Origin of the sequence: Leifsonia sp. LS1 (assembly GCF_020521355.1) — a bacterium.
Taxonomy (GTDB): domain Bacteria; phylum Actinomycetota; class Actinomycetes; order Actinomycetales; family Microbacteriaceae; genus Leifsonia.
On sequence record NZ_BPER01000007.1, the window covers coordinates 65,414 to 83,310 of the forward strand.

The 17,897-nt window shown below is 71.3% G+C and carries 17 protein-coding genes; 9 read left to right on the forward strand and 8 right to left on the reverse strand.

Going from position 1 to position 17,897, the window contains the following annotated elements:
• Positions 1-38: 38 nt before the first annotated feature.
• Positions 39-482, reverse strand: coding sequence for a metallopeptidase family protein (locus tag LLS1_RS13590; RefSeq protein WP_223360057.1), 444 nt, complete (start codon positions 480-482; stop codon positions 39-41).
• 42 nt (positions 483-524) lie between these two features.
• On the opposite strand from LLS1_RS13590, the gene LLS1_RS13595 reads away from it, so the two are divergent.
• From LLS1_RS13595 to LLS1_RS13610, 4 genes are read left to right on the forward strand one after another with little or no spacing between them, the layout of a single operon-like run.
• The gene (locus LLS1_RS13595; RefSeq protein ID WP_223360058.1) at positions 525-746 is read left to right on the forward strand and encodes a DUF3499 family protein; all 222 of its coding nucleotides are present in this window, start codon (positions 525-527) and stop codon (positions 744-746) included.
• Positions 743-2,179 (forward strand): phosphomannomutase/phosphoglucomutase, encoded by a 1,437-nt coding sequence (locus LLS1_RS13600; RefSeq protein WP_226656309.1) that lies wholly within the window; start codon positions 743-745, stop codon positions 2,177-2,179. The genes LLS1_RS13595 and LLS1_RS13600 overlap by 4 nt, the downstream gene beginning before the upstream one ends.
• 59 nt (positions 2,180-2,238) lie before the next feature.
• Positions 2,239-3,723 (forward strand): adenosylhomocysteinase, encoded by a 1,485-nt coding sequence (ahcY, locus tag LLS1_RS13605; RefSeq protein WP_226656311.1) that lies wholly within the window; start codon positions 2,239-2,241, stop codon positions 3,721-3,723.
• Entirely contained in the window at positions 3,723-4,271 is a 549-nt protein-coding gene (locus tag LLS1_RS13610) for a GNAT family N-acetyltransferase (protein ID WP_226656312.1), read from the forward strand. The genes ahcY and LLS1_RS13610 overlap by 1 nt, the downstream gene beginning before the upstream one ends.
• 22 nt (positions 4,272-4,293) lie before the next feature.
• Here LLS1_RS13610 and LLS1_RS13615 read toward each other — a convergent pair whose 3' ends face one another.
• Positions 4,294-5,217, reverse strand: coding sequence for a cyclase family protein (locus LLS1_RS13615; protein ID WP_226656314.1), 924 nt, complete (start codon positions 5,215-5,217; stop codon positions 4,294-4,296).
• Between the two features lie 8 nt (positions 5,218-5,225).
• On the reverse strand, positions 5,226-6,065 hold the full coding sequence (locus LLS1_RS13620) for an RDD family protein (protein ID WP_226656316.1): 840 nt from the start codon (positions 6,063-6,065) through the stop codon (positions 5,226-5,228).
• A gap of 17 nt (positions 6,066-6,082) precedes the next feature.
• Here LLS1_RS13620 and LLS1_RS13625 point away from each other — a divergent pair, with 17 nt between their 5' ends.
• Positions 6,083-7,078 carry a stage II sporulation protein M gene (locus LLS1_RS13625; protein WP_226656318.1) on the forward strand — a complete coding sequence of 332 codons (996 nt, stop codon included), beginning with the start codon at positions 6,083-6,085 and terminating at the stop codon, positions 7,076-7,078.
• 47 nt (positions 7,079-7,125) lie between these two features.
• On the opposite strand, the gene LLS1_RS13630 is transcribed toward LLS1_RS13625, so the two are convergent.
• From LLS1_RS13630 to LLS1_RS13650, 5 genes are read right to left on the reverse strand one after another with little or no spacing between them, the layout of a single operon-like run.
• Complete coding sequence (locus tag LLS1_RS13630) at positions 7,126-8,457, reverse strand: DUF58 domain-containing protein (RefSeq protein ID WP_226656319.1); 1,332 nt, start codon at positions 8,455-8,457, stop codon at positions 7,126-7,128.
• A 6-nt stretch (positions 8,458-8,463) separates the two neighbouring features.
• Positions 8,464-9,465, reverse strand: a complete 1,002-nt coding sequence (locus LLS1_RS13635) for a MoxR family ATPase (RefSeq protein ID WP_226656321.1) — start codon at positions 9,463-9,465, stop codon at positions 8,464-8,466.
• Entirely contained in the window at positions 9,462-10,739 is a 1,278-nt protein-coding gene (locus LLS1_RS13640) for a DUF4350 domain-containing protein (RefSeq protein WP_226656323.1), read from the reverse strand. Before LLS1_RS13640 ends, LLS1_RS13635 begins: the two co-directional genes overlap by 4 nt.
• Positions 10,736-11,374: a DUF4129 domain-containing protein gene (locus LLS1_RS13645; protein WP_226656325.1), complete on the reverse strand. Its 639-nt coding sequence runs from the start codon at positions 11,372-11,374 to the stop codon at positions 10,736-10,738. The genes LLS1_RS13640 and LLS1_RS13645 overlap by 4 nt, the downstream gene beginning before the upstream one ends.
• Positions 11,375-11,379: 5 nt before the next feature.
• Entirely contained in the window at positions 11,380-12,672 is a 1,293-nt protein-coding gene (locus LLS1_RS13650) for a hypothetical protein (RefSeq protein WP_226656326.1), read from the reverse strand.
• 217 nt (positions 12,673-12,889) lie between these two features.
• Between LLS1_RS13650 and mtrA the strand changes: the two genes are divergently transcribed.
• The 4 genes from mtrA (at position 12,890) to LLS1_RS13670 (ending at position 17,796) form a co-directional block, all read left to right on the forward strand.
• Positions 12,890-13,573, forward strand: coding sequence for an MtrAB system response regulator MtrA (gene mtrA / locus LLS1_RS13655; RefSeq protein WP_226656328.1), 684 nt, complete (start codon positions 12,890-12,892; stop codon positions 13,571-13,573).
• Between the two features lie 16 nt (positions 13,574-13,589).
• Positions 13,590-15,272 (forward strand): MtrAB system histidine kinase MtrB, encoded by a 1,683-nt coding sequence (mtrB, locus tag LLS1_RS13660; RefSeq protein ID WP_226656330.1) that lies wholly within the window; start codon positions 13,590-13,592, stop codon positions 15,270-15,272.
• Positions 15,269-16,963 carry a GerMN domain-containing protein gene (locus LLS1_RS13665; protein ID WP_226656332.1) on the forward strand — a complete coding sequence of 565 codons (1,695 nt, stop codon included), beginning with the start codon at positions 15,269-15,271 and terminating at the stop codon, positions 16,961-16,963. The genes mtrB and LLS1_RS13665 overlap by 4 nt, the downstream gene beginning before the upstream one ends.
• 92 nt (positions 16,964-17,055) lie before the next feature.
• Complete coding sequence (locus LLS1_RS13670; RefSeq protein ID WP_226656334.1) at positions 17,056-17,796, forward strand: ComF family protein; 741 nt, start codon at positions 17,056-17,058, stop codon at positions 17,794-17,796.
• Positions 17,797-17,897 lie beyond the last annotated feature (101 nt).

A 17,897-nucleotide genomic window follows, 5' to 3' on the forward strand; every position in this document is an offset into this window, starting at 1 on the left:
CGACAGGCGGTCCCGGTGCGAGCGGGGACTCCGGCCCGTCAGAAGTGGCGGAAGCGGTCGGGAGCCAGGTCCCACGGATCCTTGCCGAGCAGCTCGGCGACGGCCCGGAACACGCAGCCCTCGATGTACATGCGCCGGTGGATGTCGTCCTCACGGTGCAGTTTCGTCAATCGCTGGATCGGCACACGGTAGAGGACGATCCGGCGGCGGGAGTGGTCGACGCGCCAGCGGTCGACACCGTCCGTCCCGGAGTTGCCGATAGGGGTCGCGGCGACGTCGAAGTGGACGTCTGCGAGCTCCTGCGGCCACACCCCTTTGAGGTAGTCGGCCGTGGAGGCGACGGTCATGTCGAAGAAGTCGATGCGGTTCTGCAGCATCGGCAGATGCGGACCGGTGACCGGCCCCCGGGCCCCGCGCCCGTGCCGGCTGCGCCACCTGCTGGTGGCCGGCGGCTGGCTGCTGGTGCGGCGGTTGCGGGGCATGTCGCCATCCTACGTCGGACGCGCTCCGGTATCCTGGCCCCGATGTTGAGCCGTCCGTGTTCCCGTGTCGCGTGCCCCCGCGACGCTGTCGCGACCCTCACCTACGTCTACGCGGACTCCATGGCGGTGCTCGGCCCGCTCAGCCTCTCGCACGAGCCGCACACCTACGACCTCTGCGCCATCCATGCCGAGCGGCTCTCCGCGCCGCAGGGGTGGAGCATCGTGCGGCACGAGGTGTTCGGTGAAGTAGGTTATGGGGCGTGAACATTCGCAACTCTGACACCCTCCGCTCCTCGCTCGACGCCGTCGTCAAGGCTTACGACATCCGCGGTCTGGTGGGTGACCAGCTGACGCCGGAGGTCGTCGAGGCGATCGGCGCCGCCTTCGTCGACGAGGTCGGCGCGGCCGGTGGGGACCTGGTCGTCGGACACGACATGCGCGACTCGTCGCCGGGTTTCGCCGCCGCATTCGCACGTGGCGCGCAGGCGCGGGGTGCAGACGTGGTCTCGATCGGGCTCTGCTCGACGGACGAGTCCTACTACGCCTCGGGGGCTCTGGCCGCGCCCGCGGCGATGTTCACCGCCAGCCACAACCCCGCCACCTACAACGGCATCAAGCTCTCCCGTGCGGGAGCGCAGGGGCTGAGCATGGAGACCGGCCTCGCCGGGGTGCGTGAGCGTGCGGCCGCCTACCTGGCCGAGGGGATCGCAGCGGTGGCCTCGCCGGGCGCCTACCGCGAGGAGGACGTGCTCTCCTCGTACGCCGCCTATCTGCGGTCGCTCGTCGACCTCTCCGGCATCCGACCCATCACCGTCGTCGTCGACGCGGGCAACGGTATGGGCGGCCTCACGGTCCCGGCGGTGCTGGGCGAGGCGGCCGGTCTCCCGGCGCTCCCGATCACGATCGTCCCGCTGTACTTCGAGCTCGACGGCACCTTCCCGAACCATGAGGCGAACCCGCTCGAGCCCTCCAATCTGGTCGACCTGCAGAAGGCGGTCGTGGAGCACGGCGCCGACCTGGGGCTCGCGTTCGACGGAGACGCCGACCGCTGCTTCGTCGTCGACGGCAACGGGGACCCGGTCACGCCGTCCGCCGTGGCGGCGATCGTCGCGCTGCGCGAGATCGCCCGTGCGCGCGCCGCCGAGCCGGACGCCGAGATCACGGTCATCCACAACCTCATCACATCGAACATCGTCCCCGAGACGATCGAGGCCGCGGGCGCGACCCCGCTGCGCACGCGTGTCGGCCACTCGCTGATCAAGGACGCCATGCGCGCGTCGGGCGCGGTCTTCGGCGGCGAGCACTCGGCGCACTACTACTTCCGGGACTTCTGGAGCGCCGACAACGGGATGCTCGCCGCGATGCACCTCCTCGCCGAGTTCGGCGGGCAGGACCGCCCGCTGTCGGAGCTGGCCGCCGCTTTCTCGCCCTACGCCATGTCGGGAGAGATCAACTCGACCGTCGACGACGTGCCGGCCGCCTTCACCCGCGTCGTGGAGGCGTTCGCCTCCCGAGCCGAGTTCGACGAGCTCGACGGGCTGACGGTCATCGGGCAGGTCGGCCAAGACGACCCGTTCTGGTGGTTCTCCGTGCGCTCCTCGAACACCGAGCCGCTGCTTCGGCTCAACGTGGAGGCCGCCGACGCCGCGACGATGGCGCGCATCCGCGACGAGGTCCTCGCGCTCATCCGCGCCTGACGGCGACCCGGCCGTCACGGATCGCCTCTTCGGCGCGGTCCGATGCGAGAATGGATGCCATGCCTGCTTCGACCGTGTCCGAAACCGCCCTGCCCTTCAAGGTCGCCGACCTCTCGCTCGCCGCGGCGGGCCGCCACCAGCTGCGACTCGCCGAGAACGAGATGCCCGGCCTCATGGCGCTTCGCGAGGAGTTCGGCGCCTCGCAGCCGCTCGCCGGGGCGCGCATCGCCGGATCCCTCCACATGACCGTCCAGACCGCGGTCCTCATCGAGACGCTCGTGGCCCTCGGCGCGCAGGTGCGCTGGGCGAGCTGCAACATCTTCTCCACCCAGGACGACGCCGCCGCCGCTGTCGCCGTCGGCCCGACCGGCACCGTCGCCGCGCCCGCCGGAGTCCCGGTCTTCGCCTGGAAGGGCGAGTCGCTGGAGGAGTACTGGTGGTGCACCCAGCAGATCTTCGACTGGAGCGCGGAAGCCGAGGCGGCGGGAGCCGATTGGACCGGCCCGAACCTGATCCTCGACGACGGCGGCGACGCCACGCTGCTCGTGCACAAGGGTCGTGAGTTCGAGGCCGCCGGCGCCGTCCCGGACGACACCGAAGGGGACAGCCACGAGTACCGTGTCATCCTCGCCGCGCTCCGCGCTTCGCTCGCGACGTCGGCCGATCGCTGGACGCGGATCGCGGACGGCATCATCGGCGTGACGGAGGAGACCACCACCGGCGTCCACCGTCTGTACGAGCTCGCCAAGGCCGGCGACCTCCTGTTCCCGGCGATCAACGTCAACGACTCGGTCACGAAGAGCAAGTTCGACAACAAGTACGGCATCCGCCACTCCCTCCCGGACGGCCTCAACCGGGCCACCGACGTCCTGATGGGCGGCAAGGTCGCCTTCGTGGCCGGATACGGCGACGTGGGCAAGGGTGCCGCGGAGGCGCTGCGGGGCCAGGGTGCGCGCGTCATCGTCAGCGAGGTCGACCCGATCAACGCGCTCCAGGCCGCCATGGACGGCTTCCAGGTGGCGCGGCTCGAGTCGGTCATCGACCAGGTGGACATCCTCATCACCGGGACCGGCAACCTGAACGTGGTGACGCTCGACCACCTGCTCGGGCTCAAGCATCTCGCGATCGTCGCCAACGTCGGACACTTCGACAACGAGATCGACATGGCCTCACTCGAGGCGCTCCCGGGTGCCGAGAAGATCGAGATCAAGCCGCAGGTGCACGAGTGGCGCCTGCCGACGGGCCGCAGCATCCTGGTGCTCTCCGAGGGCCGGCTCATGAACCTCGGCAACGCCACCGGCCACCCGAGCTTCGTGATGAGCAACTCGTTCGCGAACCAGGTGCTCGCGCAGCTCGAGCTGTACGTCTCCCGCGAGAACTACCCGGTCGGCGTGTACGTCCTGCCGAAGCACCTCGACGAGAAGGTCGCACGCCTCCACCTCGCCTCGTTGGGCGTCGAGCTGACGGTCCTGACCGAGGAGCAGGCCGCCTACATCGGCGTGCCCGTGGACGGCCCGTACAAGGTCGACCACTACCGCTACTGATGACGCTCGAATTCGCCGACCGCGAGCTGCCCGGCGGCCTGACCCTGCGCGTGCGCCGCGAGCAGGACGCCGCAGCGCTCGCGGCGGCCTACGTCCGCAATCGGGGGCACCTCGCCCCGTGGGATCCCACGCGCACCGAGGAGTTCTTCACCGAGGAGGGGCAGCTGGCGCGCACCCGCGAGCTTCTCGCGATGCGCGATCTCGGCACCGGCCTGCCGCTGGTGCTGGTCGACGGCGCCGAGATCGGCGGCGCGATCGACCTGAGCGCCATCGTTCGCGGCGCCTTCCAGAGCGCGATGGTGGGCTACTGGCTCGACAGGGCCCATACCGGCCAGGGGCTGGCTTCGACAGCGTTGGCGGCGGTTCTGGAGGCGGCGCTCGGCTTCGGTCTGCACCGCGTCCAGGCGGCCACCCTGCTCGCGAACCATGCTTCGCAGTCCGTGCTCACGCGGGCGGGCTTCGAACGCATCGGCGTCGCCCCGGCCTACCTGAAGATCGCGGGGCGGTGGCAGGACCACGTGCTGTTCCAGCGCATCCTCCACGACTGAGACCAGGCCGGCCCGCCGGTCCTCAGAGTTCCGCGAACGCCCGTACGGGGAAGGTCCCGAACCCCTCCACCGCCGGCGGCGCCGCTGTGAAGCGTGCGCCGCGCGGCGGGAGCTCGCCGAGGCGGGTCAGGTGCTCGACGACATGCACACCGGCGGCCAGCAGGCGCGAGTGCACCGGGCGTGCGCCGCCGCCCTCGGTGTCGTCGATGTTGAGGGAGTCGATCCCGACGAGGACGGCTCCCTGCTCGACGAGGTGCGCCGCCGCGTCGTCGGTCAGATACGGGGCGCCCGCGGCGTAGGCGGGGGTGCCGAAGTGCGCATCCCAACCGGTGTGCACCAGCACCGCGGCGCCGGCGACATCCCGGTCGAAGAAGACCGATGCGGGGACCCCGCGCTCGATCGCGTCGGGTACGTGGATCACCTCGGCGCGCAGGCCGACGAGCGACGACAGGTCGAGGGACGCGAGGTCGCCGCCGTCCGCATAGCGGTGATACGGACTGTCGAGGTAGGTGCCGGTGTTGCCGATCATCGTGATGACGTCCATGGCGAACTCCGTCCCGGGCGCGTACGTCGCGCGTGAGTCCTCCCGCGTCAGATGCGGGGTGATGACCGGTGCCGGGAGGCCGGGATAGGTGATCAGGCCGGCACGGATGGGGTGGCTGAGGTCGATGACGCGGCGGCTCGGATCGCTCTCGCTCCGCTCGGCCGCCCCCACTCCGCGACTGCCCCGGTGGGCCTCCTCGACGATCCGCAGGTCGCCGAGACGGACCTCTCCGACGAGCGCCAGCCCGAGGTGCTGGACGAACAGGCGGGCGATCTCGCCCTCGCTCAGATGGGCGGAGGGGAGGTCGAGACGGAATCCCTCCGCGGTGAGGCCGCCGCCGTTCACGAAAGCGACGGTCGCGTCGAAGTGGGCGCGGTACTCGGGGATGCGGGCGTCGGTCACCGGGGCTCCTAACGGTCGGGAAAAGCGTGGGGGAGCCCGTCGAGCACGGGCGCCAGCCGGTCGAGCCGCTCCTGTTCGAGCGCCAGGCCGCGGGCGTCCCGCTGACGGCGCAGCACGGCGACGCCGACGAGGAAGGTCTCCGCGTCGACATCGGGCAGGGGCGAGACGTGGGCGGATGCTTCACGGGCGAGCTCGGTGCTCAGACCGTAGCGCGCGGCCGGCGTGAGCTGCGGCGCTTGCCGGGCGAACTGCGCGATCCGGCGCGAGAGGCGATCGGGGAGACGTGCGACGTCGGCGGTCACCGCCCACCCGGCAAGGGCGGGGGAGAGGTAGAGGTCGAGCGGGCGCGGCTGCGGGACGCGGACCAGCTGGCTGTAGGTTCCGGCGAGCAGGTCGCCGAGCCGCTTCGAGCGCGCGTTGAGCAGGCCGGTCAGCGCCGCGATGCCGCCCACCGTCAGGAAGATCTCGAGCACACCGGCGAGCGCGCGGATGAACGCGTGCCGGAAGCCGATCGCGCCGCCGTCGTCGCGCACGATCCGGGCGCCGACCGCGAGCTTGCCGAGAGAGCGACCGCGCGACGCCAGTTCGACGGTGGTCGGGAGGACGACCGTGCCCAGCACGAGGATCAGGATGACGAGAGCGCGGACGAGGGCCTCGTCGAGGCCGCCGCCCGTCGCGACGAGCAGCAGTACGCAACCGAGCATCACCAGCATGGAGACGAGCCAGTCGATGACCGTGCCCGCTGCGCGCAGGATGTAGCTGACCGGCTTGACATCGAGGGTGACGGCCTCGCCGGTCACCAGTTCGCGCTCGACCGGCTCCGGGAACCCGTCCGCCGCTGCCGTCATGGCTATCATTCAAGCAGATGGATCTCGACGCATACACCGCAGCGCGCAGCGCCGACTGGGACCGACTGGCCCGGCTGGCCGCGAAGAGACGACTCGACGGCAAGGACGCCGATGAGCTCATCGATCTCTACCAGTCGGGTGCGGCCGATCTGTCGGCGATCCAGACCAGCGCGGGATCGACGGCGGTGGGCGACCGGCTGTCGCTGACCCTGTCGTCCGCACGATTGCGTTTCACCGGCGCCGGCGCCAACCTCTTCTCGCAGATCCCGCGCTTCTTCGCCCTCGAGCTCCCCGCGGCCTTGTACCGTATCCGCTGGGTCGTGCTGGGAGTGACCGTGTTCACCGTGATCGTCGCGACTCTGTACGCGCTGTGGATCACGGGGAACCCCGATGTGCTGCGCAACCTCGGGAGCGATGCGAACCTGCGGCGGTACGTCGACCACACGTTCATCGACTACTACTCGAACAACCCGGCTGCGTCGTTCGCCGGGCAGGTCTGGACCAACAACGCGTGGATCGCCGCGCAGTGCATCGCGTTCGGCATCACCGGCCTCTGGGTCCCGTACGTCCTCATCCAGAACGCCGTCGGCGTCGGCACAGCGGCCGGGGTGATGTTCGCCTACGGTCGCGGCGACGTGATGTTCTCGTACATCCTGCCGCACGGTCTCCTCGAGCTCACCAGCGTCTTCGTGGCGGCGGCGGCCGGGCTCCGCATCTTCTGGGCGTGGATCGCGCCGGGCGCCCGCACCCGTGCGCAGGCTCTGGCCGAAGACGGCCGCGCGCTGTTCACGGTGGCGGTCGGGTGCGCGATCAGCCTGTTCGTCTCCGGTCTCATCGAAGGGTTCGTCACCCCGTCGGACCTGCCGGTCTGGGCCAAGATCGCCATCGGAGCCCTGGCGCTCGCCGCGTTCCTGTTCTATATGCTGTTCGTCGGACGACGCGCCGTCCGTCTCGGTGAGACCGGCGACCTCGGGGAGTTCGACGCGGGCGCACGCCGGATCGTCGCCGCCTGATCCGGCGGCCCGGACCGGGCGGGCTCCCGGAGCGCTGTCCCCGGGTGTCAGAGCCGCCCGGCGGCCTTGAGAGCAAGGTAGCGGTCTGCGAGAGCAGGGGGGAGATCCTCGGGCGAACCCGTGACGACGTCGCCGCCCAGCCGCCGCACGGCCGCGGTCACGCGCGCCAGGTCGAGCAGAGACCGTTCTGCCGCCGCCGCACGGTAGACGGCGGAGCGGTCGCCGCGTTCGCGTGTCGCCGTGAGCGTGTCCGGGTCGATCACGCTCGCCACCACCACGAGGTGCTTCCTCGTCAGCTGCGGCAGGACCGAGAGCAGGCCGCGCGAGGCGCCGGGGGCGTCGAGGGAGGTCAGCAGCACGACCAGGGAACGCTGACTCGTCATCGCTCCAACCTGTGCGGGGACCGCCGACCAGTCCATCTCGATGAGGGCGGGATCGATGGCGGACATGGCGTCGACCATCCGGGAGAGCAACTCCGGGCCGTTCGCCCCGTGGACCCGGCCCCGGACGACCCGGTCGTAGGCGAGGAAGTCGATCCGGTCACCGGCTCTGGTGGCGAGTGCCGCGAGCAGGAGCGAGGACTCGAAAGCGGTGTCGATCCGGGGCTCGTCGGCGATTCGGGCGGCCGACGTACGTGCTGTGTCCACGACGATCACGACACGGCGATCCCGCTCCGGCCGCCACGTGCGCACCATCACCCGGGCTCCGCTCCCGCCGGTCGGATCGTGCCGCCGGGCGGTCGCGCGCCAGTCGATGGAGCGCACGTCGTCCCCACGGACGTATTCCCGGAGCGAGTCGAACTCGGAGCCTTGACCGCGCAGGAGCACGCTGGTGGTCCCGTCGAGCTCGCGCAGCCGCGCCAGTCGCGACGGGAGATGCTTGCGGGAGGAGAACGGCGGAAGCACCCGGATGCGCCCGGGCGCGGAGAGCGTCGCCTGCCGCGCCCACAGGCGCAGCGGCCCCCATGCCCGCACGGTGATCTGCGCGACCCGGCGCTCGCCCCGCCGCCACGGCTTCAGCGTGACTGCGAACCGGCGACGCTCGCCGGACGGGAGCACCATCCGGTGCCGGGAGGGCGCCGCCCCGGCCGACGGCTCCCACGCATCGCGCAGGGTTCCGCGGATCGTCCGCCTACCGGTGTTCGTGATGACGAGCTCTGCCGTCGCCTCGGCGCCGAGACGGACACGCCCCGGGATCGAACGCTCGATGCGCACGCGTCGTGGGGAGCCCGCGATCGCGAGGTCCACGGCGCCGAGCAGGAGGCAGAGCAGCACCCAGCCGCCGAGCGCGGCATAGGCGGGCGCAGCCTCACGCCCCAGCAGCACGATGGGGATGACCCCCAGCGCGAGCAGGGCGACGAAACGTCCGGAAACCGTCATGGTCGGTCAGATCGGGACCTGGACCTGCTGGACGATCGAGCGCAGGATCGCATCCGGTCCCACGCCCTCCAGCTCCGCCTCGGGCCGCAACTGGATACGGTGCCGCCAGACGGGGACGAGCATCGCCTGCACATGATCCGGCGTGATCGAGTCGTAGCCGGACAGCCAGGCCCACGCCTTCGCGGCGGCGAGAAGGGCGGTGGTTCCGCGCGGACTCACGCCGAGGCGCACGGACGGGCTCTGCCGGGTGGCGCGGGCCAGATCCACGATGTACGCGAGCACGTCCGCGTTCGCCCCCACCGCGGCGGCCGAGTCGCGGGCGGCCTGCAGCTCGGTGGCGGTGAGGACGGGCGTGACGCCGGCAGCGGCCAGATCCCGCGGATTGAAGCCGGCCGCGTGGCGGCGCAGCACCTCCACCTCGGTCTTGCGTTCGGGGATGTCCAGGGTCAGCTTGAGCAGGAAGCGGTCGAGCTGTGCCTCAGGCAGCGTGTACGTGCCCTCGTACTCGATCGGGTTCTGCGTCGCGGCGACGATGAACGGGTCGGAGAGGCGACGGCTCAGACCGTCGACGCTCACCTGGCGCTCCTCCATCGCCTCGAGCAGGGCGGACTGAGTCTTCGGGGGAGTGCGGTTGATCTCGTCCGCGAGCAGGATGTTCGTGAACACCGGGCCCTCGCGGAAGACGAAGCCGCCGGTCTGCGCGTCGTAGACGAGGGAGCCCGTCACGTCGCCGGGCATCAGGTCGGGCGTGAACTGGACGCGTTTGGTGTCGAGGCTGAGCGCGTGGCTGAGCGAGCGGACCAGGAGCGTCTTCGCCACCCCGGGGACCCCCTCGAGCAGCACGTGCCCGCGGGCGAGGAGGGCGATGATCAAGCCCGTGACGGCGCCGTCCTGGCCGACGACGGCCTTGCCGACCTCGGTCCGCACGCGGGCGAGGGTCTGCCGCAGCGCCGCAGCGTCTTCCGGCGGGGCGGGGGATACGGGGACTCCGGTCGTGACGTCGGTCATGGCTCCATTCTTCCGGTCGAGTCCGCCTCGGCGGGCGAGGCGGCGGCAGCGGTCGCCCGTTCGAGCGCCGCGAGGTCGTCGGAGAGGGCGATCAGGTCGCGGTCCGTGCGGGGGATGTCGTCGACCAGCAGATCGCGGACGCGAATGCGATCCTGGGCGGTGAGCGCCGCGACGGCATCGGCGAGTTCTGTCGCGCTCGCCGAGGCGGGAAGGCCGACCAGGGCGGCCAGGCGCCCGAGCGTGCCGATCCGGAGGGCATCGGCCGCGCGCAGGTGCGCGGACGAGCGCTGGTACAGGCGAGCGCGGCCCTCCCGCGTCTCACCGGCGCGCACGACGACGGGCAGGTTCTCGACCACGAGCGGGCCGAACCGACGCCCTCGCCAGACCGCCGCCGCCATGAAGACGAGGACGAGAAGGAGGAGCACGGGCGTCACCCAGCCCGGCGTCAGGGCCGCGAGGTCCGGCGGCCCGGTCACCGGGCGGTCGTCGATCCCCGGCAGGTACCAGACGAGGGTGCCGTGCTGTCCGAGCAGGTTCAGACCCAGTGCGGCGTTCCCGGCACGGTCGATCCCGTCGTTCATGAGCAGCGGCGCCGACCCGACCAGGTAGACGGTCGCACCCTTGAACATGGTGCGGACGAGAGAGGCCGCGCCCGTCGCGTCGGCGAAGCAGGAGGCGCCGTCGTCCTGCACGCGGAAGGTGCCGGGGACTGTCGCCCCGGAGGTGTTGCCGGTCGGGCGCGGGTCGATCCGCGCGGCCCGCTCCGCGGCGGGGACACCGCAGCCGGCGTCCGCGGGCCCCCTCGGCTCGCCGCTCGCGTGGACGCCGGGCGCCACCGTGCGGAGGGTGCGGAAAGTCGGCTCGACGATCACGATCGTCTTTGCGAGCCGCGCGAGCTCGTCGTAGGCCGACGATTCGAGATTGCCCGCGTCGTCGAACACGAAGAGGGTCGTGTCACTTCCGGCGCCGACCGCTTCGCGCACCTGATCGAGAGACGATGCGTCGCGCACGTCCACACCGCGGGACCCGAGGACCTGTGCGAGCGCCTTGCCTCCGGTCGGCCCGGCATTGCCTGCATCCAGCGGGACACCGGACGAGGAGCGGCCCCCGGTCAGGAGGATGCCCGCCAGCGCGACCAGGACGGCGACGGCGCTGAGCACGATCCACGGCACGGCGCGACGGCCGCTCTGCCGGAGGGTGGGGGAGACAGCCGACGCGTCCGCCGGCGTCGTGCTCGTCTCCGGTGTCATGTCGACGGGAGGTGCGGGCGTCATGGCACCGCCACCGGGATCGCCGGACGCACCTGCTGCAGCCGTCGGTCGAGAGCGACGAGCTGCTGGTAGGCAGCGGGGGTTCCGGGACGGTCGAGGTAGCGCACGGCATCGAACGAGCGCGCCGCTTCGCTCAGCTGCTCCCGTTCGCCCGGGACGACGGTGGAGGCGGTCGCGGCGAAATGGGTCGCGGTGGTCCCGGGCGTGACCGCCACGAGGGTCCGCTCGTCGAGCCCGACCGCGATCGCCCGGAACTGCTCCTCGATCGCCAGCACCCAGTCGCCGGCGGTCGCCGCCTCCGACGCGGAACGCCGCAGTTCTGCGGCGGAGCGGCCGTCGTCGTCCCCGAAGACGGGCCGCCTGTCCAGGGCCGAGCGGCGGTTCATCCGCGGGCGGCCGAAGATCACGAACGCGGCGACGACGAGCGCCGCGATCACCAGGACGACGACCAGCAGCAGGACCGGGCCGGCATCGCCTGTCGGTCCCTGCAGCAGCGAGTCGATCCAGTCCTGCACGGCCTTGGAGGCGAGGTCGAACCAGGTCGGTTTGGCCGCCTGGTACTCCGGCCTGGCCAGCTCCTCCCTGATCCACTCCTGAGCCTGCGGCCCGGACGGGTCGACGGGGATGTCGAAGCGCACGATCCTCAGCTGCCCGGCCAGGGCGGGGTCGCCGAGGGCGCCGCCGGGGCTGCGGGGGCGGGGACCAGGTACGGGTCGGGCAGCTCCTGCCCGGTCTGGCGTGCCTCGACGAAGCGGACAAGCTGGAGGTCGAGACCCTCCTTGCGCATCCGGAGGTCGATGTAGAGCAGCGACACCGCCGCCGTCTGGACCACGCTCCCGATCGCACCGACGACGGCGCCGACGATGCTCGACAGCACATTGACGCCGAGCTGTCCGACGAGGATCTGAGTGAACGACGATGGATCGTTCGCGCTGAGCGAGGTCGGCGCGAAGATGCCGCCGAGCATCCCGCCGACCACGCCGAACGGGATCGACACGATCTGCGCGACCGCGTAGATGATGACGGTCATCAGGGCGATGAGCCCGAAGGTCTTCCAGAAGTACCCGGTCGTGAGCCGCCACGAGCGCGTGAGGGCCTCGCCGATCCGCAGCCGTTCGAGCACGATCGCGCTCGGCACGAGAGCGATCTTGGTGTTGACCCACACGGCCAGCGCGATCAGCCCGAGGCCGCCCAGGATCCCGACGAGCGCGGCCCCGATGATGCCTGCCGAGCCGCCGACGGCGGCCAGCGCGACGGCGATCGCCACGACGAGGGCGATCGCGACGAACCAGGCGAAGGACACCAGGAAGGTCCAGCCGATCAGCGCACCGATGCGCCCGCGCACGAGCTGCCAGAGGGACCGGAAGGTGAGCTTGTCGCCGAGCGTCTCGCGCGCGACCTCGCCGACCACGACGCCCTGGAGCAGTGCGCTGGAGATCGCCGAGACGACGATCGAGAGCAGGCCGAGCACGATGGCGCCGCCGACGGCGCCCGCGAGCAGAGTGCTCTGATCCGACGTGTCGGCGTTGATGGCGCGCTGGAGCAGGAAGTACACGGCGCCGGCGAGGATGACCGTGACCAGGATGGTGGGGATGCCCTGGATGAGCAGCGCCGCGCCGACGGTGATCTTCGGATTGCGCCGCAGCGCCTGGAACGGAGCGCCGAGAAGCGTTCCGAACGGCAGCGGGCGCAGGGGGACGAGCCCCGGTTTCGGCGGCGGCGCCCAGCCGGGCTGCTGCTGCCAGCCGGGCTGCTGCTGCCAGGTCGGAGGCTGCTGCTGCCACGCCGGCGGCTGCTGGCCGTAGACCGGCGGCTGCTGGCCATAGACCGGCGGCTGCTGGCCATAGACCGGCGGCTGCGCCTGACCGGGCTCCTGTCCCGGCGCGTACTCCCCGTATCGCGGCCGCGGTGCCTGACCGTGTTGTTCGTCGCTCACGCCGTGCCCTCTCATCCCCGCCCGTCGTGCGTTGCTCCCATGCTGGCACATCCGTCACCGCCGCACGGTCCCGTCCACAGGGAACGGGCAGGCTTCCGACTTCTCCACAGCGGCCTTGCGGCGGCCCTCCACGGCTCGACCAGGGGACTCGACTATGGTTGTGCCGTTGCATCCGCGGCCGCCGGCCGCCCGAGAGGGGTTCAGGGGAACTTCGCACATGACTAGTCGCATCCTGGTGGTCGACGACGACACCGCCCTCGCCGAGATGATCGGCATCGTGCTGCGCACCGAGGGCTTCGACCCGGTCTTCTGCGAGGACGGCGCCCAGGCCGTCGACACGTTCCACTCGGCACGACCCGACCTCGTCCTGCTCGACCTCATGCTGCCGGGGCTCGACGGCATCGAGGTATGCAGCCGGATCCGGGCGGAGTCGGGCACGCCGATCATCATGCTGACGGCCAAGTCCGACACCGCCGACGTGGTCAAGGGGCTCGAATCCGGCGCGGACGACTACATGGTCAAGCCGTTCAACCCGAAGGAGCTCGTCGCGCGGATCCGCACGCGGCTGCGTCCCGCCGCCTCCACGCCGCCGGCCGAGCAGCTGCGCATCGGCGATCTCATGGTCGACGTCGCCGGCCACGAGGTGCGTCGAGGCGAGCAGCGCATCGCACTCACCCCTCTCGAGTTCGACCTCCTCCTGGCGCTCGCGTCGAAGCCGCAGCAGGTGTTCACCCGCGAGATGCTCCTCGAGCAGGTGTGGGGCTACCACTACAAGGCCGACACCCGGCTCGTCAACGTCCACGTCCAGCGCCTGCGTGCCAAGGTGGAGCAGGATCCCGACAACCCGAAGATCGTCATGACCGTGCGCGGCGTCGGCTACCGCGCCGGCGCGGCGACATAGCGCGGAGCCGGTCGCGATGCGGTTCCGGTGGCCGGACAAGGAGTGGTGGCGACAGGCGCCGTCGCGGCTCGCCCGACTGTGGCGCCGTTCCCTCCAGCTGCGCACCGTCGCGATCACCCTCGCCCTCACCGGGGTCGCGATCCTGGTGACCGGCGTCTACATGGCACTCAGCATCTCCAACGACCTGTACCAATCGCGGCTGGACCAGGCGCTTCGCGACTCCAGTCGGGCGACGACGGCTGCGCAGTCGACCATGAACGCCTCCGACGTCTCGTCGGCGGACGGCGGCCGCAACCTCCTGAACTCGGCGCTGCAGTCGGTGCAGACCTCGACCTCCAGCCGGCTGGTCGCAGCGTACCGGGTGCCCGGACAGGACACGAGCGTTCTCGCGCCGCCGGACCGGGGGAGTCCGGCGCTCAACTCGGTCATCTCCGACCAGCTCCGCGCCAAGGTGCAGACCGGCGGGACCGAGCAGTTCTACCAGTCCGTCGCGCTGCCGGCGGGTTCCGACTCCTCCGATCCCGGGATCGTCGTCGGAACCCAGCTGACCCTCCCGTCCTACGGGCGGTACGAGCTCTATATCGGCTACAACCTGCGCGACTCCGAGAACACGCTGCTGTTCGTGCAGAACACCCTGCTGCTCGCCGGGCTCGCGCTCATCGTCCTCATCGGAGCGATCACCTGGGTCATCGTACGGTTCGTGGTCGAACCGATCCGCGTCGCCGCCCGCACCAGTGAGCGTCTGGCGGCGGGCGACCTCGCCGTCCGAATCCCGGAACGCGGCGAGGACGTCTTCGCGTCGCTCGCGCGGTCGTTCAACGGGATGGCGGACAGCCTCCAGAGCCAGATCAACCAGCTCGGGACGCTGTCGCAGCTTCAGCAGCGCTTCGTCTCGGACGTCTCCCACGAACTGCGGACGCCCCTGACGACCATTCGGCTCGCCGGAGACGTGATCTACGACCAGCGGTCGACGTTCCCACCCGCGACGGAGCGGACGGCCGAGCTGCTCCACACGCAGATCGAGCGGTTCGACCGGCTCCTCTCCGACCTGCTCGAGATCAGTCGGTACGACGCGGGCTCCGTCGTCCTCGACCCGGAGCCCACCAATCTCGTCCGGCTCGCCGAGGATGTCGTGGACGAGCTGCGAGCGCTGTCCGAGCAGAACGGATCCCCCCTCACCCTCGACGCGCCCGGCGGCTACTTCGACGTCGGGATGGACCCGAGACGGATCCGGCGCGTGGTGCGCAACCTGATCGGGAACGCGATCGAGCACGGCGAGCGGCGGCCGGTCGTGGTCACCGTCGACAGCAACGAGAGCGCGGTCGCACTGACCGTGCGCGATTACGGCATCGGGATGAGCCATCACGACGTCAACCACGTCTTCGACCGGTTCTGGCGAGCCGATCCGTCGCGCAAGCGCACGCTGGGCGGCACGGGGTTGGGGCTCGCCATCTCCCTCGAGGACGCGACGCTGCACTCGGGCTGGCTGCAGGTGTGGTCGATGCCGGGGCAGGGGTCGTGCTTCCGGCTGACGCTCCCGCGAGTGCCGGGACGTGAGATCGCCGGATCCCCGCTGCCGCTGCCGCCGGTCGACGCGGGCGAGCTGCCTGCGGCCCCCACGCCGCCCGACGCGCCCGCGTCGCCCGACGCCTCCGCCGACGACGTCCGCCCCATTCCGAAGCGGGAGGCCCGCGCGTGAGCAGACGACTGATCCGGTTCATCGCCGCGGCCGTCGCGGTGGCGGTCGCCCTCGTGCTCTCGGCCTGCGCCAGCATCCCGGACAGCGGTCCGGTGCGGCAGGGCGGCCCGGTCGCCCAGGTGGACGACCCTCTCGACCTCGACTTCAACCCGTCCCCACCTGAGAAGGGCGCCTCCCAGCAGCGCATCGTGCAGGGGTTCATCGACGCCGCCTCGAGCCCGAAGAACAACTTCGGGATCGCTCGTGAGTATCTGACCGACGCCATGGCCGCGAGCTGGAACCCGGACGAGTCGGTCACCGTGGACGATGGTCGTAACCGCACCTACGACAGCGATGGCGACCAGTGGGGGGTGGAGGTCAATCCGGTGGCGAGCGTCGATTCGGTCGGCGCGTACCACCCGGTGACGAGCCGAGCGCCGATCGGCCTGCGCTACGAGCTCGTCAAGCAGAGCGGTGAGTGGCGCATCGCCGTGGCGCCGAACGGCATCGTGATCGACGACCCGACGTTCCGCGCCGTCTTCACGCAGCAGACGCTGTACTTCTACAGCCCGGACTACAGCTACCTCGTGCCGGACGCCCGGTGGTTCCCCGCCCGAGTCGCGACCTCCGCGACCCGGGTGGCGAGCGCGGTGCTCGCCGGACCGGCGAAGTGGCTGAACGGTGCGGTGGCCAACGCGTTCCCCGAAGGCACACAGCTGGCGGTCCCGTCGGTGACCACCGTCGGCGGCGTCGCCCAAGTCGACCTCAGTTCCGAAGCGGGACGGGCCGACACGCTCCAGTTGCAGCGCATGCAGCTGCAACTGGAGCAGAGCCTCGGGAGCCTCGCCCAGACGGTGCAGCTCTCCATCGAGGGCAATGTCGAGCAGATCGCCCCGCTCAACTCCGGGGCCGCACCCCAGCAGGACCCGTCGGTCGACACCCACGCGATCGTCTCCCGCGGGGACACGTTCGGACTGCTCTCCGGTTCCACCGTGACCCCGCTCAGCGGCCTCAGCGACCGGGTGGTCGCGCTGCAGCCGACGGCGGTGGCCCTCGACGCAGCCCGTGACGAGGCCGCCGTGCTCTCCGCCGGTGGCGCGTACCTGGTGCGGCGCTCCGGCGACACGATCCGCGTCGACGCGCGGGCCGGGCTGATCGCACCGGCCATCGACAACACGGGATTCGTCTGGTCGGTGCCGGCCGACGCGCCGGGCGCGCTCCAGGCGACAGCGGCGAACGGCGAGGTGCACGCGGTGGCGACGGACTGGCCGCAGGCGGTCGGGATCCAATCGTTCGCCCTCTCCCGCGACGGCACGCGTGTCGTCGCCCTGCTGCGCACCTCGACGGGGTACGCACTCGTGGCGGCGGGGATCGTGCGCGGGTCCGGATCCGTCCCCACCTCGCTGACCCAGCCGGTGGAGCTCGCGGTCGGCTCCGGCACGCCGCTGGCCGTCGCGTGGACAGGCGAACTCACGGTCGCCGTGCTCAACGCGACGAACGGGGACGCGACGAGCATCGTCGAGCAGACGATCGGCGGCGAGCAGACCATCACGACCGGGCCGGGCGGAGGCCGCACGATCGTGGGAGCGGACGGTCTTGCGCGCTATCTCGTCCTGACCGCGGATGGAAGCCTCCAGGCGCCCACCGGGACGGGATGGCAGGCGCAGGCCGACAAGGTGGGTGCGGTCGCCGTCCAGCTCGGACAGCCGTAGCGCGTTCTCCACAGCGGAGAGGCTCGGCGCCGTTCTCCACGAAGATCTTCCCGGCGGCCCGGGGCCGCGCGAGCGCCGCGATGCTGGAGCGCATGACAACCACATCGATCCTTCAGGAGTCCCTCCGCGACGCGGCCGCCGTGCTGCTCCCCGTCCGCTGCGCCGGCTGCGGTGAGCCGGACCGCAGTCTGTGTGCGCGATGCAGGCACGACCTGACCCCTCGCGTGGCGACGACGTCGGCCGGGGGCGTGCGCGTGTGGGCGGCTCTCGAATACGCCGAGACTCCGCGGCGGGTGATCCTCGCCTTCAAGGAGTCCGGGCGGGTGGACGCTGCGCCGGCCCTCGGTCGTGCACTGCGGGCCGCCGTGGTCGACGCGCAGCGAGCCGTGAGCGACCGAGCGGAGACGGGGCGGGGGCGCAGCGATGGCAGGGGCGCGGACGCCTTGCTCCCCGTCCTGATCCCGTCGACCACCGAGGCACGCCGTCGACGCGGCTTCCATCCGACGGGGATGCTGCTCGGCCGTGCCGGCATCCTCGTGCCGCCGCTGTGGCGCGCCCTGCGGCTCACCCGGCAGACGCAGGACCAGGCCGGTCTCTCGTCCGCGGGACGGGCGGCCAATCGTGCGGAGAGCCTGGCCGCGTCCACGCGGCTCCGGGGAAGGCGTTGCCTGATCGTCGACGACATCGTGACCTCGGGGTCGACGGTCGCTGAAGCCGCTCGCGCGATCCATGCCGCGGGAGGGCTGGTGTTCGGTGCCGCAGCCCTGGCGCGGACGCCGCGCCGCGACGGCGCCGACCTCACAGCGAGACCTCGGAACGTTCCCAGTCAATAACAGGCGTTGTCCGGTTCCTTTCCCCGTGAGGGAGCACTACGGTAGTCCAAAAGGCGCACGGGTCGCCCGGGATCAGGACGACACCGCGTCGGATCAGGGAG